A 15,878-nucleotide genomic window follows, 5' to 3' on the forward strand; every position below is an offset into this window, starting at 1 on the left:
ACGAAAGCAGGTATACCTGAAAGCGTGCGTATTGCCTGAAAACACAACCCGCTACGGGGGAGACTTACCCGAAATCTGATTTATTCAACAAAGCCCATCTCCATTTCAAGATCAACATGTCGATATTCAGCATAATAATTTTTATTTAACTCCTCTGACCAACCGTTGACGGTAAAACTTTCTCTCAGTCCCATCTGATGTTTGACAATCGAAACAAATTTATTGTTTTTATGTAAAAGCCCCGCAATTTTTTTATATAGTTCCTCAGCCTCCTTTTGGTTAAAATAATTCATAACACCAAAAATTGATATCACATCAAATGACCGGGTTGTAGTAAAATCCATAATATCAGTATTAATTATTTCTACGGAAGAGCTTTTGGAAATAAACTCGGTAAACCCTTGGTATTTTTCAATTGCGACGATGGTCCTGAAATCATCGACCAGAGGATTTATCATTAAGCCAGTGCCGGTTCCCAGATCCAATAAATCGTAATTTTTATCAGCAAAACCTCTCATTAGCGCAACATCGTAACAGGTAGAATCCTTTGCTTTGTTACGAGTTTCCAGCGGAGATTTGATTGTTTTAGCCATTTCCTCGTAATAATTAAGAATGTGTTTTTTACTCATCTAACCCCACTTCTCTATTAGTATTTTTGCATTGATATAGTCAGCATAGGTGTCAATATCCTGAGCTTTTATTTTTAGTGCTGGCAATGGTAGTAGATCGATAATTTGATCGAACACATTCATCGTCGTGTACTTTATTTTGTTTTTCTTCAAACAAGCAGGACCAGACCATTCATAATCCCCTGATGAATGAGAAAAATTAACAACATAACCCTTCTCGTTTACATTAACATAAACCGGGTCATCTGAAATAACCCTGCTACATCCAACATACTCACCATCGTATTCAAGGCAACGGGTAATATCATCTGGATGAACAATCAGATCGCCATCCCACGCAAGAATATATTCTTTAGCATGTCTGGCGCCAAGAAAAAGACTGGTTCCAGTTTTTGTATGAAAGTAGTCATGATTAAAAACAAAAATGACATCCTGCCTGATCTTAAGCACCGTTTCAATGACATCAGAATACTGGAAGCCGACAACAATTCGTACATCTTCGACACGTGTGAATTTCTCTAACTGCAATTCAATCAGCGACTTGTGGTTGAACTCAATTAATGCCTTTGTTTTCGCAAGCCCTAACCGTGAACCTATGCCGGCGCAACTTAATACTAATGATTTACCTGGCGAAGGCGTTTTAATTTGCTCCAGTAACCTTACCAGCGCCTTCTGGCTATATACGCAATGACTGGCGACAGTCAATAGTGTTTTTGCAGGTTCATGAACTATACCACTTGCAATGGCGATATCCGCACAGCGCATCGCTTCACTGTCATTATGCCCATCACCAATAAAAACGACGTAATAACCAGACTCTTTATAACGCAATACAATCTCTTCTTTTTTTAAAATCTTCGTTAATCTGACTAATTTATCATCAACCACCAATCCTTCTGAAGAATAATATTTGCAGCCAATATTCTTGGTTAAATCAGCGATCCATGCATCTACATTGCTGGTAACGACGCGACAAACATCAGAATTTTTTTCGATGAAGTTAACAACATCCGTTAGTAATGCAATTTTCGTCATTCTCTCCCGGATAGATGACACCGGAATTTTCTTAAGTATCTCCACCCGGCGGATAAAGCTTTCTACAAAAGGAACATTGCCTTTTATTGTCTGATTTGTGAGATCAACCATTTCTGGAGAAAGGTGAAATGACTCCCCAATTTCAGCTAAAGACTCCTCTGCTGTTATTGTGCCGTCCAGGTCGAAAAGAAAAATTATTTTTTCCATGGTTGTCTATTCCAGGCAGAAAATTCATCGTATATTTTGCATGCGTAATTTTTCATTATTAATCTGCAAACGTTGTATATCGTGATAACGAGTAGATCAGATCGTAGCCATCCCATTTGAGATTAAAATCCAGCGTCTGGCCAAGTGGAACCACCCTGTCAACGCCTGCAGGGCGATACCGTTTTAGAAAGTCTTCTATATGTTTTGAGCTAACGCCCGAAAAAGCAAGTGTCTGACAACGATTACCGCATACAGGTAAAATTTCACTGATATCATCGGCAAGATACTCCAGAAAGTATCCGCCGGCTTCAGTTTGCGTCATTGTAGACTTATCAAGTTTGTCCAGCAGAAGGCGAAAGATCAGATTAGATGCCGTTGAGGCTTTTTTTACACTGCCGCTCATTGCAGCATGGTGGCAAAAACGATCAAACTTTCTTAATGCAGTAATCGGCTGTAGTTGATATCGTTTGTTTACTAAAATTTCTAATTCAGCCCAAAAATGTGTGCGCGCTTGCTCCTTATCAGCCTTTGTTCCCAACCATACGACAAGCTGAGGAGAGGTACAGGCATTCTGATCCATCAGGTAGGTATCGTTATAGAATCCGTCTGCGACTGCACGTTTATTGATCAGTGTAAGATAATGACTGGCATCAATCAGCATCAGGGAATGACGTTTTGTAAAAGTTAAATCGAGACTACGCGAGGGTATCGGTGATTTTCGAACAGCTGAAATAGTTTCGTCCCCGCCCCAGATCAGGCGGGTATCACACCAGCCAGAGAAGATATCGGTCAAACCAGATTCTCTGGCATAACGTACCAGACAGAGATAAGGCACAATGTCAGGGCGATTTCGCAGTACATTATTTAGCTCTTCACAGATAACAGAGACCTGTGGAAAGGAGCGTGACGGCACCCGAACAAGATTACAGTTACCACTGAGTAAACCTGCAACTAAGGACCATGCAAAGTTTGTTGCAACGTTCGAGGGTGCAATATGGAAGGCTAAACCTCGTCCGGTTCGTCTCGATAAATCTGGATATGCAGACTTCTGTTTTAATAACGCCTTTTTTCGACACCAGAACGCCAGCGTAATGACATCAGGCCAGGCCTTAGCAATCGGGTTTCTAAACAGTCTCCGCGAAAACTCATCCAGAAAATCAATGATAAAATTTTCAAATGGCTGAAATGTCCGCTGAGCAAGCATCCCGTTCGCAACATGTTGATCACCCACCAAAAAGGTGACATTTTCAAAACTGTTCGGCATAGGTATCACTGCACCCTCTTAATTCGGCATTCTCTACTCGCCCGATTACGCTAAAATATTTCCCATATCGACCGCAGGGGCAATCGTCGATACCCAGAATGACCCCTCTATCTTCTGTGAGTAAAGCGTGTCCAGGATAAGATACAGGAATGACGGAGAGCACCTGAATGATGCCGGGTTCTCCATGCCGACACACTGAAAAATCGATAGGATTTCGAATAATAATGTCTGAGAAAACACTGGCATGGAGATGACCATACTCACATTGCATAAAGATTGTTCCGGTCTGTTCAACCATCCCATAATAATCGTGATTATGTGCTATTCCACACTGTCGCTGTAACGCAGCTGAAAAATACTCTGGAGATACGGCGGCTGAAATCAACTTTTTCCAGCCGCCTCCGTGTATTAATATTCCTGATGACAAATCTATTTTTTGATTGATTTGAAGAAGCTGTTTATAAAAGTGCTGCCAGATAATAAATGTAAAACCAAAAATCAATACTCTTTTCCCACGATGCTTTTGTAAAAAATGGCTGATTGCTGGCATATCCAGCGACATATCACTTTTTAATGCCCATGTTTTTTCACTGCCAAAAAGGGAGAAGCCGAGGATACCCGCTCCGCGCGCAGAAAATGAATTACGGTTAGCCATTACGTCAGGCGTATCAATGATTAACATCGGCATACGTGCCTGTCCGGTAAAATCGCTGACAATCTTAACCAATGCTTTTTGCTGATTTATTGCGGTTATCTTATCCAGACAAATTTTAGATAACTTCTGCCCACTGGTTCCGGAGGAGGTCATAATTTTTACCAGCTGTTCCTGACCCACACTGACCAACTCCATTTGCTTAAACAGCGACACCGGCAAAAAAGGGATCGTTTCCAGCGACTGTAGATGCTTCATTTGCACTCCCAGTGCATCCATAATTCTCTGATAAGCGCTACAATTTTTGTAGTGATGTCGGGTCAGTTTTTTCAACCGCTGTGTCATCAGCTTCTGCTTTTCATGCTGTTTAAGCGAAAATGGCGATAACAGCATCTCTTCACAGCAGTCCATGAGGGGATTCCAGTTTTGAATAGAGTATTTTGCCGGCAGTATTTCTGGGAATGACAGGAATTATTTTTACTTTAACCGTCGCTGGCGAGAGCTGAATTTTTTTACAGACGAATGACCTGATCACATGAGAGTATTTTTCATCAGTGATATATAAAATAACTCTTTGATCCTCTGCGACACAGACATATTCCAGAAAGGGAAAAGCGGAGTGAATGATAGCTTCGAGCTCATCAAGTGCGATACGGTGCCCAAAAAGCTTGATAAAACGACTTTTTCGCCCAACGATTGTGAAATAACCTTCTTCATCACAGCGGGCGATATCTCCGGTCGCTAACCGTCCAAGACACTCATCCCCTTTGTTGAGATCGCTCCCCGACTCAGCATAGCCGAGCATTACATTAGGGCCAAAGTAGACCAGTTCGCCGGCTTTGTTATAATCGTCAATCTCATTACCTTGATCGTCAATGATGATAAAACGCCCGCCGGGAATGGCTTTGCCTATACTGCCGATTTTATCAAGCGATCTTTCTGGCGGCAGCCATGCCATACGCGAAGTTGCTTCCGCCGCGCCGTACATTACCACGAAAGATTTATTATGCTGGCGAGCATAACTTGCAAATGCCTTGTGCAACTCTGGCGCTAACTTACCCCCCGCCTGTGTCAGTGTTTTGAGCGCGGGAAGGTGCATTTTCGTGAAACCTAACCGCCGCAACATTTCCCAGGTATAGGGCACGCCAGCCAGTGAGCTGGCAGAATACTGAGTTACAAATTGCCAAAATTCACGCTGCGTGACCGCTTTGGTTGTTAATAATAATGTGGCTCCGCGCAGTAAGTGACTGTTGATAATAGACAATCCATAGACGTAGCTCATCGGCAAATTTACTATCGCCCGTTCACGTTGATCAATTTTCAAATAGCTGGCAATACTTAATGCGTTAGCATAAATGTTGCTCATGCTTTGTCGAACCAGACGGGGACTGCCGGTTGAACCCGATGTCGATACCAGTAAAGCCAGATCTTCACTTAGAGGGAAAGTGGCCAGTCCTGTTGGTATCAGTTCATAATTTTCATACCTGAACAGTGCTGCCGGATCGGGGCCATCTTTGTGCTGCGGCCGCCAGTACCATCCAGGTCGATAAGTTACCGTTAACGTGTCAATAAACTGGTTATCCAGGTCTTTATCGAGCATTAAAGGGACTATTTTATGCGTAAGAAACGCGACATAACCCATCAGTGAAGCAAAGCTATTTTCACAAAATAAAAACACCAGGGAGTGAGATGGAATAATATCGGCAAGATGCTTTCCCTGTTCGTGAAGCTGGCCATAACTTAACTCATGCCCTTTTTCATCGATGGCAGCAATTGCCGCCGGGTTATGTTGTTCCATATCTGGAAACATGGTTTTAATAACTCCTGATGACAATTAGCAAACTATTTTAATCCACCGTCTACTCTGATAACCTGCCCGGTAATGTAGGCTGCCAGTTCTGAAGCAAGAAAAACAGCCGTCGAGGCGACTTCAGCGGGTAAACCGTATCGCTTTAATAATGTTTTATTTTTAGTTTTCTCAAGTCGCTGTACAGGCAGGCTGTGCAGCAGAGTCGTGTCGATAATGCCAGGCGCAATGCAGTTAACCCTGATGTTTTTTTCGCCCAGTTCAGCGGCTATCGATTTAGAAAAAGCAATCACTGCCGCTTTTGCAGCGCTATAAGCTGATTGACCCGCACTCCCCTCAATAGCCACTACTGAAGAGATATTGATAATGCTGCCGCTATTTTTCTTCGTCATCAATCTGGAAATATATTGTGTTAGCATGAAAATGGAAAAAAAATTCACTTCGAACTGCTGGCGCAACATCTCATCTGTCGTCATTTGAAACAGTGCGTTTGTCATAACGCCTGCGTTATTGATCAGTATGTCGACAGACGAATTATTAGCCTTTATGCTGTTAAGGGCTTTTTTCATCGCAGCATAATCTGTCATATCAAAGTAACATGGCCAGATCGTAACGCCATTTTTTTTAGCTAAACACTCCAATGCTTCCTGCCACTGGCTATCCTCACTGCGGGAGTGAGCAAAAATGTTGGCGCCATTCTCCGCGAAAGCTTGCGCTAAAGCCCAGCCAATGCCTTTACTTGCCCCTGTAATGAATACGTTTTTCCCATCGAGAAGACGCATTTCTCAAAGCACCACATCATATTTCGCTAATATTAACTTTCCTTTTTCCCATGAGGAAAAGCCAATAATATCTTCGGTGTCAAACATAATATCAAATGCTTCTTCTATTGCTGTTATGAGCATCATATGACCTACAGAATCCCACTCTGGTACATCATGATATTTCAGGGTAACCAGGTCTTTCTCTGCTAGCATAAAAATATCGAGAAAGGCCTTATTATATAATGCTATGCTTTCCATAATTATTCACTTTTTGCTGTTGGATGCTGGAAAATTTTTTTATCTTCATTGTTTCGCATCACCCTGGCGGGATTACCTAATGCAATGACATTTTCTTTAACGTCATTGAAAACAACTGACCCCATACTAATAATCACATTATTTCCTATACGTATTTTTTCTTTGGTGCAGGCATTCAGACCTATAAAAACATCCTTACCAACCTCACAGTTTCCACCCAGCATTACGCCTGGAGAAATTATGCTATTCTCACCAACATGACAGTCATGACCAATACAAACCTGCGGCTGTATAAAGGCATTATTACTTATCACACAATCGCAAGAGATAAACGCCTGTTTGCAGACTACAACGCCCTCCCCTAAAAAAGTTGAGGTGCTTATATCTACATCAGGATGTACCAGCGTAGCCAACGGAATACCACTAGTCTTTATTTTTTTTATTAATTCATTCCTGAGCATTGGTTCGCCTACTGCAACCACGCATTCAATATCTTTAATATTAACTGCTGCTCTGAATTCGATAACAGAAACATTGTTCAATAGTCGATTAGGATGAATGTCATCAATAAAAAAAATACTCGTCCAGCGCTGATCTTTTGCATTAATCACGCTGGCCAGCGCGAAAACTTCTCGCCCTAACCCCCCGCCCCATAAATTCCGAGCTTCATACTGTTTCTCGCTCTTTAACGCTATCGGAGCGAAGCTTAGCGGCCACGTTGAGAACAACGTTAATCACGCGCTGTTGATCCTCCGCAGATAAACCTGCATAGATTGGCAGGCAAAGCACCTGGTCTGCCAGTTGCCGCGATACCGGTAGATTGTCCGGATTCGCGCTTGCCAGGCCGGAGTAAACCGGAAAATCGCTGATCAGGGGAAAGAAATAACGGCGAGCCATTATCCCCTGGTTTTTTAAAGCGGCATAAAGCTCATCGCGACTGCAGTTTAAGTCCGCACCAATAAATAACGGAAAATAAGCATAGTTCCAGCTTACATGTGCATCAGGTTGAATAATTTTCACTCCTGCGAAGTGAGCAAAGGCTTGTCTGTATCGCTGGTAGCACGCTTTCCGCTGTAAGAGCGCATGATCAATATGCTTAAGCTGTAGCAATCCAAAAGCGGCTTGCAATTCGTTCATCTTGGCATTTATACCAATAGCATCTACTGTGGTTTCACTTGAAAAACCAAAGTTTTTTAAACGATCAATATGACGTTTGGTTTCCAGATCGGGACATATAATCGCACCGCCTTCAATGGTGTTAAATACTTTAGTAGCATGGAAGCTGATTATGGATAAATCACCAAAATTCAAAATTGAATTACCATCACGGGTTACGCCAAAAGCGTGCGCAGCATCATAAATTACCTTCAACCCATGCTTTTTCGCCAGCGCATCAATTTTTTCTACGTCCGCAGGGATGCCATAACAGTGAACCGGCAATATTGCCGTTGTCTGAGGTGTAATAGCCTGCTCGATTTTATTGGGATCCAGGTTTCCGGTAATAGGATCAATGTCAACAAACACCGGCTTCAGGCCATTCCAGGAAAGCGAATGAGAAGTAGCAACAAAAGAATAAGGTGTGGTAATAACTTCCCCACTAATCCGCAGTGCTCGAATCGCACACAGCAGTGCCAGCGTGCCATTCGCAAATAATGAAATGTGCTTACACCCTAAATAGTCTGCCAGAGCCTGTTCCAGCTGGCGATGGAAAGGGCCATTATTCGTTAACTGCCTGTTTTTCCAGATATCCTCCAGATATGGATAAAATTCTGATAGCGGAGGTAACAGGGGTCTGGTCACATAAATATCGTTATTCCTATCCATCCTGGTATACCCCTGTGAAACTACTGTTTAATTTAACCGATTTATTTCTGATTACTCTCATGGTTGAGAGACAATGGATTATAGCAATAATACAAAATCATTAATAACCGAAAAAGGCAACGATATCAGCCGTATTAAGCGCTTTTGACCCGACTATCTTATTAATTATGTTATGCGCTGATAAATAGAGGTTATAATCTATGTTCTGTAAATCAGGCATGATAAGGCTGGCTATAATATTTTGACCAGGTTTGAGTACAACAAATGTATGACTTCTGATTCAACGGAAAATTTGATTTTTATCTTATATATTTTAATACAACTACTTTTCCGTTTAATTTTGCATTGGTACTCAGTCAGTAAGAACCTGTCACTGTGAACATAGGCTTTTAACCAGTCACCTTATGATGAGCGGAATCAATCTTTTTTCGAAAGCGTATCGTACAACCTGATTTTTGACCGGCAGGCTTCATAACTTGTCATCATTCCCATTGTTACGTTTGCCAAATTATTACGTTTGCCAGACTGTAATACTGGCCTGCCCACGCCTGATGCGTAAACCAGCCTTTTGAACTAACCTGCTCGTGGGGGAAACTTACGGCAAGTGCTGCCGATCGGATTCGGTGCCCTTGTTAATGAGCAAATCCTGCTGATAACACCTTGCTGATTATTTTGTGTTCTGACAGTGTGCCTCGCAACGGGCATTTTATTGATTATATTTATCAGAAGACGAGTTTCCCTGGTGCAAAGCTCTGTTACTTAGTTGGATATGGCCATGAGTGATCGAATCCGGTCGATGATAAAACGCCAGTGACCGCAAGGTAAGCCAGCACCAGCATGAACAGCACAATTGCTGTTATTTCAATGGTTTTTATCCAATGATGTTTCGCCATAAATATCCCTCTTTGTGTTGTGTGTATTAGTTACTTCCCCTTCACATTATAATGTTACCGGTAAAGTGCAAGTCAGAGACACATCAGGAAACATAAAGCAGAACTTATTAATTATTGAAGGATACTGATGAGGCTGATGAGGTTTGATGGATGACTGCCCGGCCCTGCGTTATCACGCTCCAGGCGTAAAAAAGCCCGCACTGCGCGGGCTTAAATTCGGGATTGCTGGTGCTGATCAGGCGGACTGATTGGTAAAGTCGATCACCATTCTTCCGCGGATTGTTCCCTGAATCATCTCATCAAAGATGGTATTGATCTCGCCGATCTTCCTTTTGGTGACTTTAGGCACCACTTTCCCTTCAGCAGCAAACTGGAAAGCTTCTGCCAGATCGTTACGCGTTCCGACCAGCGAGCCGACCACCTGAATGCCATCAAGCACCAGTCGCGGAATATTCAGGCTCATCTCTTCAGGCGGCAGCCCGACAGCCACCACCCGACCACCGGCTCTGACCGCGTCCACGGCCGAGTTAAATGCCGCTTTGGCAACGGCAGTGACTACCGCTGCATGTGCGCCACCGGTTTTTTCCTGAATGATTGCGGCCGCATCTTCAGTAGCGGAGTTAACCACCAGATCGGCACCCATCTGTTTCGCCAGTTCAAGCTGACCATCGCTGATATCGATGGCGATCACTTTGGCGTTAAAAACATTCTTCGCGTACTGTAATGCGAGGTTGCCCAATCCGCCGAGGCCGTAGATCGCAATCCACTGACCCGGTTTAACCTCTGATACTTTCACTGCCTTATAGGTGGTGACGCCAGCGCAGGTAACACTGCTGGCGGCGTAAGGGTCAAGACCTTCAGGCACTTTAACCGAATAATCCGCTACCACAATGCACTCTTCAGCCATGCCGCCGTCAACGGTATAACCGGCATTCACCACATCGCGACAGAGTGTTTCATTTCCTGAATTACAGTATTCGCAGTGGCCGCAGCCTTTGAAGAACCACGCCACGCTGGCGCGATCGCCCGGCTTAAGCGAGGTGACATCGGGCGCCACTTCCTCAACGATACCAATACCCTCATGCCCGAGCGTCACGCCCGTTTTATCGCCAAAATCACCGTTTTTGACGTGCAGATCGGTATGGCAAACTCCGCAGCACTCCATCCGCAACCGTGCCTCGCCATTCTTCAGCGGGCGCAGAGTTTTCTCTACAACATCAACCTGGTGCTCACGCGTAGCAATTGCAGCCTTCATAAACATACCTCCCTTTGATTAAGCCTTAAGGATAAGCCAAACGCCAGTGATCACAAGTTTGCTGGCGGGCTGAGAGTGGCGGCGTTGAGGGGTTGTTCAGGTAAAGCTGCTTGTGATTGATTAACGCGCAGAACTTCTGCGCCTATCAGTCATAAACCCGATCAGCAGCTGTTGAATACACGCTGAATTAAGGCGGCACAGGTTCCGGCAGAGTAGAACAGAAGGCAGCAGTATGAGATTAACTACTTGATTTTACTAAATTAATTATTGCGAAACACCAGACAAAAAAAGACCGAATACGATTCCTATATTCGGTCCAGGGAAATGGCTCTCAGGGAGCCGTGCGCTAAAAGTTGGCATTCTTGCAGGCGGTTTCGCCTTGCAAGTTAAGATTAGAACAGCGCAGAGGTTTTGCCAGTTAACGCGAGGCTGAGGGCCGGAAACTGAAACAGTTTGTGATCGCAACGGCAGAAAACAGCAGAATTCGGGTGCAGCGCAGCACTGCACCCGGCGGGTTTATTTACCGCACAGCGCCTGGGTACGCTCAATGATCGGCTGCAGGCTCATCATATGGCCTGGATTGGCTTTATCTTCGCTCTGAATCACGCTGATCGGTTGTGCCTTCACCTGCTTGGTTTTGAACAGCTGATCCGCTTTATCATTCAACGGATACTGCATCAGGGTGCTGGGGTTGATGGCAAACAGTGAACCGTCTTTCTCACAGGTCAGCATCACCTCTTCGCGGTTAAACGGCCACTTGTCTTTGCCGATTTCAAAGCGGCTGACGGTAATGATCTGCGCCGCCAGCGCCTGGCCGCATACGGATAACAACAGGACTGCGGGAATCACTTTCTTCAGCAACATAACTTACCTTTACGCATTTCTTAATAATATTCAGGCTGGCGACAGCGTGGCAAAAACGCTGACCAGCCCAACCACTCCACACGCCAGCAGCAGTTCAAGCTGGGTCATGCGGATAAATTTTTGCTGCGTCCCACTGCCCGCCAGACGGAAGCGTGGCACCAGCCAGTAACGGTTAATCAGCGCCACCAGCACCATCAATGCCACCAGCACTACTTTCCACAGCAATAAAGCTACGTAACGTGAATCGGGCCACGCCAGCGGCCAGCCGAGGATCAGCAGGCTGTTGATCATCCCGGTCAGCAGGGTTAACGCCACGGCCAGATGACCATAACGGGAAAAACGCATCATGGTGCGGATAGCGTCTGTACGGCGATCGATCTGGCGAGCTTCACGCATCAACAGCAGCAGCGGTAATAAACCACCAGCCCAGAACGCCGCGCCAGTCAGATGTAACGCCTGACTGATCTGCTGCAGCGCGCCGGGCCCGCCTTCGCGCATCGCCGCGTGTCCGGTTAAGGCCAGAGCGGCCAGTTGCAGCACCCCCGCCAGCAGCAGTGTCTGCGCTCGTAACCGCCCCTTCAGCCATAGCCCTGCGACAGCAAAGACGCCGAACAGCATCTCCCACTGCCACACCGCGCCAAAGCGGGTGCCGAGTACCGCCAGCCAGACCGCGCTATCGGCCAGATTGGCACTGTCGCCGCTCATTAATACGTTCTGGCAGGCCAGCATCGCCAGTGCACTCAGCAGCGCCAGCCACGCGCTCCACTGCAATAACGGATTTAAGCAGATCGTCAGCCGTGGACGATAGCGCGCCGGTGCCAGCAGCGCGCAATAACATGCGCTGGCGGTCAGCAGCATCAGGGCGGCAAAATGCAACCCGCGCAGCATAACCCAGACGGAGTCCACCACGATTATTTCACGCTGAAGCGGTAGCTTCCTGAGGTTTTATGCCCATCGACCGACAGCACATGCCAGTTAACCTGGTAACTGCCAGCGTTAAGCGGCTGAGGCAGATCGATAATCAGACGACTGGCGTGCTTTGACTCAACGTGCGCTTTGCCGGTTGCTACCGGCTGTTGGGCCGCATCCAGCAACGTGACGCCGCTGAATGCCGCCTCGATATCTTCGCTAAAATTGAGCGTCAGCGCAGCCGTTGAATGGGTCACCTGCGCGTCAGCCGCCGGGTTTGATGACTGAAGATGCGCATGTGCCAGCGCAGACTGACTGAAGGCAAGGCCTGCGGCCGCCACCAGCGCAATCATCATGCGGGAAACCGGTTTTTTCTGCATAAGATCATCCTTTTAACAACCGTTGACGCGACAAACGTGGCGAAAGGATACGCTGCTCTATTTGTGGTGTCGAGGCCAGCGATGCGATCCTTAACCCTTGATTCAGACCGGCGAAAACATTACTTTTGCCCCACATCATCAGGAGAACACTATGAGCCATAACCTTGCCCAGCTATCCCGTGAAGAGAAAGACAAAATCAATGTCGATCTGGCGGCAGCGGGCGTGGCGTTTAAAGAGCGCTATAACATGCCGGTGGTCGCAGAGATGGTCGCACAGGAACAGCCAGAAGCCCTGCGCGACTGGTTTCGCCAGCGTCTGATGCACTATCGCCAGGCCTCACTCAGCCTGTCGCGTCTGCCTTATGAACCGAAGATGAAATAATGATATTACGCGTAATTGATACCGAAACCTGCGGCCTGCAGGGCGGCGTGGTAGAAGTGGCCTCGGTCGACGTGATTAACGGCCAGATAGTCAATCCGATGAGCGACCTGATCCTGCCCGACCGCCCTATCAGCCGTCAGGCGATGGCGGTGCATCGCATTACCGAAGCGATGGTGGCCGACAAGCCGACCATCGAACAGGCGATCTCGCGCTACCACGGCAGTGCTTTCTACGTGGCGCATAACGCCAGCTTTGACCGTCGCATGCTGCCGGAGATGTACGGAGAGTGGATCTGCACCATGCAGCTGGCGCGTCAGCTGTGGCCGGGGATTAAATATGGCAACCAGGCGCTGCGGCACTCGCTGAAGCTGGACGTGACGCCACCTGCGGATTTGCATGCGCACCGCGCGCTGTATGACTGTTATGTCACTGCCGCGCTGTTGATTCGCATCATGGAGACCTCGGGCTGGAGCGCCTCCGAAATGATTGTGCGTTCGCAACCGGCGGCCCAGCGCGACGATATTCTGCCGTTCGGCAAATACCGCGGCCAGGCGATTGCGGTGATCGCCCGTAAAGATCCGGGCTACCTGAAATGGATGCTGGATAACGTGACCGATTTGCGCCCGCCATTGCGGCAGGCGCTGCGTAAATATCTTAGTGAGTCTCAGTAATCTTCGGCCGGGGGTAGCGTGCCCTGCGCCAGTCCGAGAATAAAGGTGTACTCCATCGCCACCCCTTCATAGGCTTTATAGCGGCCGGACTTGCCGCCGTGGCCGGCATCCATGTCGGTACACAGCAGCAGCAGGTTGTTATCGGTTTTCAGCGATCTCAGCTTCGCCACCCATTTGGCCGGTTCCCAGTACTGCACCTGCGAGTCGTGCAGACCGGTGGTCACCAGCAGATGTGGATAGGCTTTGGCTTCAATGTTGTCGTAGGGGCTGTACTGGCGGATGTAGTGATAATATTCCGCCTGTTCAGGATTGCCCCACTCGTCATATTCACCGGTGGTCAGCGGAATCGACTCATCCAGCATGGTCGTCACCACATCGACAAACGGTACCTGTGCCACCACGCCATGGAACCGCTGCGGTGCCATGTTGATCACCGCGCCCATCAGCAGACCACCGGCGCTGCCGCCCATTGCGTAGAGTCGTTCAGGATGACCGAATCCACGCGCCACCAGCGCGTTAGTCACGTCGATAAAATCGGTAAAGCTGTTCATCTTATTCAGCAGGCGACCCGCGTCGTACCATTGCTGGCCTAACTCGCCGCCGCCGCGTACCTGGACCAGCGCATAGACAAAGCCGCGATCCAGCAGGCTGAGGCGGCTGACGCTGAAATCGGCGTCCATGCTGCTGCCGTAGGCCCCGTAGCCATATACCAGCATCGGGTTCTGACCAGGCTGATAATATTTGCGGTTATAGACCAGCGAGACCGGCACTTCCGTACCATCAGTGACTTTAATCCAGTGATGCTCACTTTTATAATCGTCCGCATTGAAGCCTTTGACCGCGCTCTGCTTGAGGATGCGGCGCTCGCCGGTATCCATATCCAGCTCAAACAACGTGGTCGGAGTGGTCATTGAGGAGTAGCCGTAGCGCAGTTTACTGGTGCGTGGCGACGGGTTGTAGGCCAGCCAGGTGACATAGGTCGGATCGTCAAAGGCGATGCCGCTGTTTTCGCCGCTGGCCCAGTTGATCTGCCGCAGGCTGGTCAGCCCGCGCTGCCGCTCCTCCACCACCAGCCAGTCGCGGAACAGCTGGAAATCTTCCATTACCACATGATCGCGCGCCGGGATCAGCGTCTCCCAGCGGGATTCCGCCAGATAACGGGTGCGATAGAGCCCGAAGTTCTTGCCGTCACGGTTCGACCGGATAAAGAACTGATGATCGTAGTGATCGAGGCTGTATTCATGATCGCGGCGACGCGGCAGGAACACATGCGGCTGCGCGTCCGGGAAGTTAGCGTCAATCAGCTGGATTTCGCTGGTGGTGGTACTGAACAGCGCAATCAGGATGAACTGCTTAGAGGTGGTTTTATGCACGCTGAGGTGAAAGGTATCATCCCGCTCTTCATACACCAGCTGGTCGTCGGACTGCGGCGTACCCAGCTCATGCCGCCATACCTGATAAGAGAGCAGCGTCTGCGGATGTTTCTGGACATAGTAGACGGTGCGGGAGTCGTTGCCCCAGGCGAAGCTGGATGAGGCGTTACTCAACACTTCGGGATACCAGCTACCGCTCTGCAGATTGCGGAAGCGGATGCCATATTGTCGCCGTGACAGGAAATCTTCGGCCAGCGCCATTACCTGATTATCCGGGCTGATGTGCAGTGCGCCCATGGTATAGAACTCACTGTGGGAGGCACGCTGATTGGCATCAAGCAGCAGCGTCCACTCATCAGTCACCTCGCTGGCAGCGGGCTGGCGATAATAAGCCGGATATTCATTGCCGCTCTGATAGCGACTCTGATAACGATACCCGTTCTTCACATAGGGCACCGAATGGTCTTCCGGCGGCAGACGGTCAATGATCTCCTTCAGCACCCGTTCCTGCAGCGGTTGCTGAGTCGACATGATTTTGCGGCCATAGTTATTTTCAGCCCGCAGGTAGTCAAGTACTTCGTTATCTTCACGTTTGTCGTCGCGTAGCCAGTAGTAGTTATCGACGCGCGTTTCACCATGCAGCGTCATCTCATGCGGTATTTTTTTTGCGATGGGTGCTTTCATGACATCCGTCTCCGTGAAAGTAATGAT

17 protein-coding genes are annotated in these 15,878 nt (G+C 47.7%); 2 read left to right on the forward strand and 15 right to left on the reverse strand.

Annotated features, from left to right (window positions below; all coding sequences use genetic code 11):
* Nucleotides 1-80: 80 nt before the first annotated feature.
* The 14 genes from ABIB18_RS08970 to copC all read right to left on the reverse strand — a co-directional run bounded on the left by ABIB18_RS08970 (nt 81) and on the right by copC (nt 12,741).
* Complete coding sequence (locus tag ABIB18_RS08970; protein WP_354473998.1) at nt 81-629, reverse strand: class I SAM-dependent methyltransferase; 549 nt, start codon at nt 627-629, stop codon at nt 81-83.
* Nucleotides 630-1,871 carry an HAD-IB family phosphatase gene (locus tag ABIB18_RS08975; protein WP_354473999.1) on the reverse strand — a complete coding sequence of 414 codons (1,242 nt, stop codon included), beginning with the start codon at nt 1,869-1,871 and terminating at the stop codon, nt 630-632. It abuts the gene before it with no gap.
* Between the two features lie 58 nt (nt 1,872-1,929).
* Entirely contained in the window at nt 1,930-3,135 is a 1,206-nt protein-coding gene (locus tag ABIB18_RS08980; RefSeq protein WP_354474000.1) for an acyl-CoA reductase, read from the reverse strand.
* Nucleotides 3,119-4,198: a LuxE/PaaK family acyltransferase gene (locus ABIB18_RS08985; RefSeq protein ID WP_354474001.1), complete on the reverse strand. Its 1,080-nt coding sequence runs from the start codon at nt 4,196-4,198 to the stop codon at nt 3,119-3,121. The genes ABIB18_RS08980 and ABIB18_RS08985 overlap by 17 nt, the downstream gene beginning before the upstream one ends.
* Nucleotides 4,185-5,597 (reverse strand): AMP-binding protein, encoded by a 1,413-nt coding sequence (locus ABIB18_RS08990; protein WP_354474002.1) that lies wholly within the window; start codon nt 5,595-5,597, stop codon nt 4,185-4,187. The genes ABIB18_RS08985 and ABIB18_RS08990 overlap by 14 nt, the downstream gene beginning before the upstream one ends.
* Before the next feature lie 32 nt (nt 5,598-5,629).
* Nucleotides 5,630-6,376 carry an SDR family NAD(P)-dependent oxidoreductase gene (locus tag ABIB18_RS08995; protein ID WP_354474003.1) on the reverse strand — a complete coding sequence of 249 codons (747 nt, stop codon included), beginning with the start codon at nt 6,374-6,376 and terminating at the stop codon, nt 5,630-5,632.
* 3 nt (nt 6,377-6,379) lie between these two features.
* Nucleotides 6,380-6,616 (reverse strand): acyl carrier protein, encoded by a 237-nt coding sequence (locus ABIB18_RS09000; protein ID WP_354474004.1) that lies wholly within the window; start codon nt 6,614-6,616, stop codon nt 6,380-6,382.
* A 2-nt stretch (nt 6,617-6,618) separates the two neighbouring features.
* Nucleotides 6,619-7,227, reverse strand: coding sequence for an acetyltransferase (locus tag ABIB18_RS09005; RefSeq protein ID WP_354474005.1), 609 nt, complete (start codon nt 7,225-7,227; stop codon nt 6,619-6,621).
* Between the two features lie 55 nt (nt 7,228-7,282).
* Nucleotides 7,283-8,440 (reverse strand): DegT/DnrJ/EryC1/StrS family aminotransferase, encoded by a 1,158-nt coding sequence (locus tag ABIB18_RS09010; protein WP_354474006.1) that lies wholly within the window; start codon nt 8,438-8,440, stop codon nt 7,283-7,285.
* A gap of 755 nt (nt 8,441-9,195) precedes the next feature.
* A complete protein-coding gene (locus ABIB18_RS09015) occupies nt 9,196-9,333 on the reverse strand; it encodes a hypothetical protein (protein WP_354474007.1) in 138 nt (45 codons plus the stop codon).
* Nucleotides 9,334-9,568: 235 nt separating this feature from the next.
* Complete coding sequence (gene adhP, locus ABIB18_RS09020; RefSeq protein ID WP_069728592.1) at nt 9,569-10,588, reverse strand: alcohol dehydrogenase AdhP; 1,020 nt, start codon at nt 10,586-10,588, stop codon at nt 9,569-9,571.
* 516 nt (nt 10,589-11,104) lie between these two features.
* The gene (locus tag ABIB18_RS09025) at nt 11,105-11,452 is read right to left on the reverse strand and encodes a YebY family protein (RefSeq protein ID WP_031377483.1); all 348 of its coding nucleotides are present in this window, start codon (nt 11,450-11,452) and stop codon (nt 11,105-11,107) included.
* Between the two features lie 30 nt (nt 11,453-11,482).
* Nucleotides 11,483-12,358, reverse strand: a complete 876-nt coding sequence (gene copD / locus ABIB18_RS09030) for a copper homeostasis membrane protein CopD (protein ID WP_354474162.1) — start codon at nt 12,356-12,358, stop codon at nt 11,483-11,485.
* Nucleotides 12,359-12,363: 5 nt separating this feature from the next.
* Complete coding sequence (gene copC / locus ABIB18_RS09035) at nt 12,364-12,741, reverse strand: copper homeostasis periplasmic binding protein CopC (protein ID WP_354474008.1); 378 nt, start codon at nt 12,739-12,741, stop codon at nt 12,364-12,366.
* Between the two features lie 151 nt (nt 12,742-12,892).
* Here copC and ABIB18_RS09040 point away from each other — a divergent pair, with 151 nt between their 5' ends.
* Both ABIB18_RS09040 and exoX read left to right on the forward strand, forming a co-directional pair.
* Nucleotides 12,893-13,123 (forward strand): DNA polymerase III subunit theta, encoded by a 231-nt coding sequence (locus ABIB18_RS09040; RefSeq protein WP_031377485.1) that lies wholly within the window; start codon nt 12,893-12,895, stop codon nt 13,121-13,123.
* Nucleotides 13,123-13,794: an exodeoxyribonuclease X gene (gene exoX, locus ABIB18_RS09045; RefSeq protein ID WP_031377486.1), complete on the forward strand. Its 672-nt coding sequence runs from the start codon at nt 13,123-13,125 to the stop codon at nt 13,792-13,794. Before ABIB18_RS09040 ends, exoX begins: the two co-directional genes overlap by 1 nt.
* Here the strand turns inward: exoX and ABIB18_RS09050 are convergent.
* Nucleotides 13,788-15,851 carry a prolyl oligopeptidase family serine peptidase gene (locus ABIB18_RS09050; protein ID WP_354474009.1) on the reverse strand — a complete coding sequence of 688 codons (2,064 nt, stop codon included), beginning with the start codon at nt 15,849-15,851 and terminating at the stop codon, nt 13,788-13,790. The genes exoX and ABIB18_RS09050 overlap by 7 nt on opposite strands.
* Nucleotides 15,852-15,878 lie beyond the last annotated feature (27 nt).

It is taken from the genome of Pantoea sp. UYEF8 (assembly GCF_040546285.1).
GTDB classification, from domain to species: Bacteria; Pseudomonadota; Gammaproteobacteria; order Enterobacterales; family Enterobacteriaceae; genus Pantoea; species Pantoea brenneri.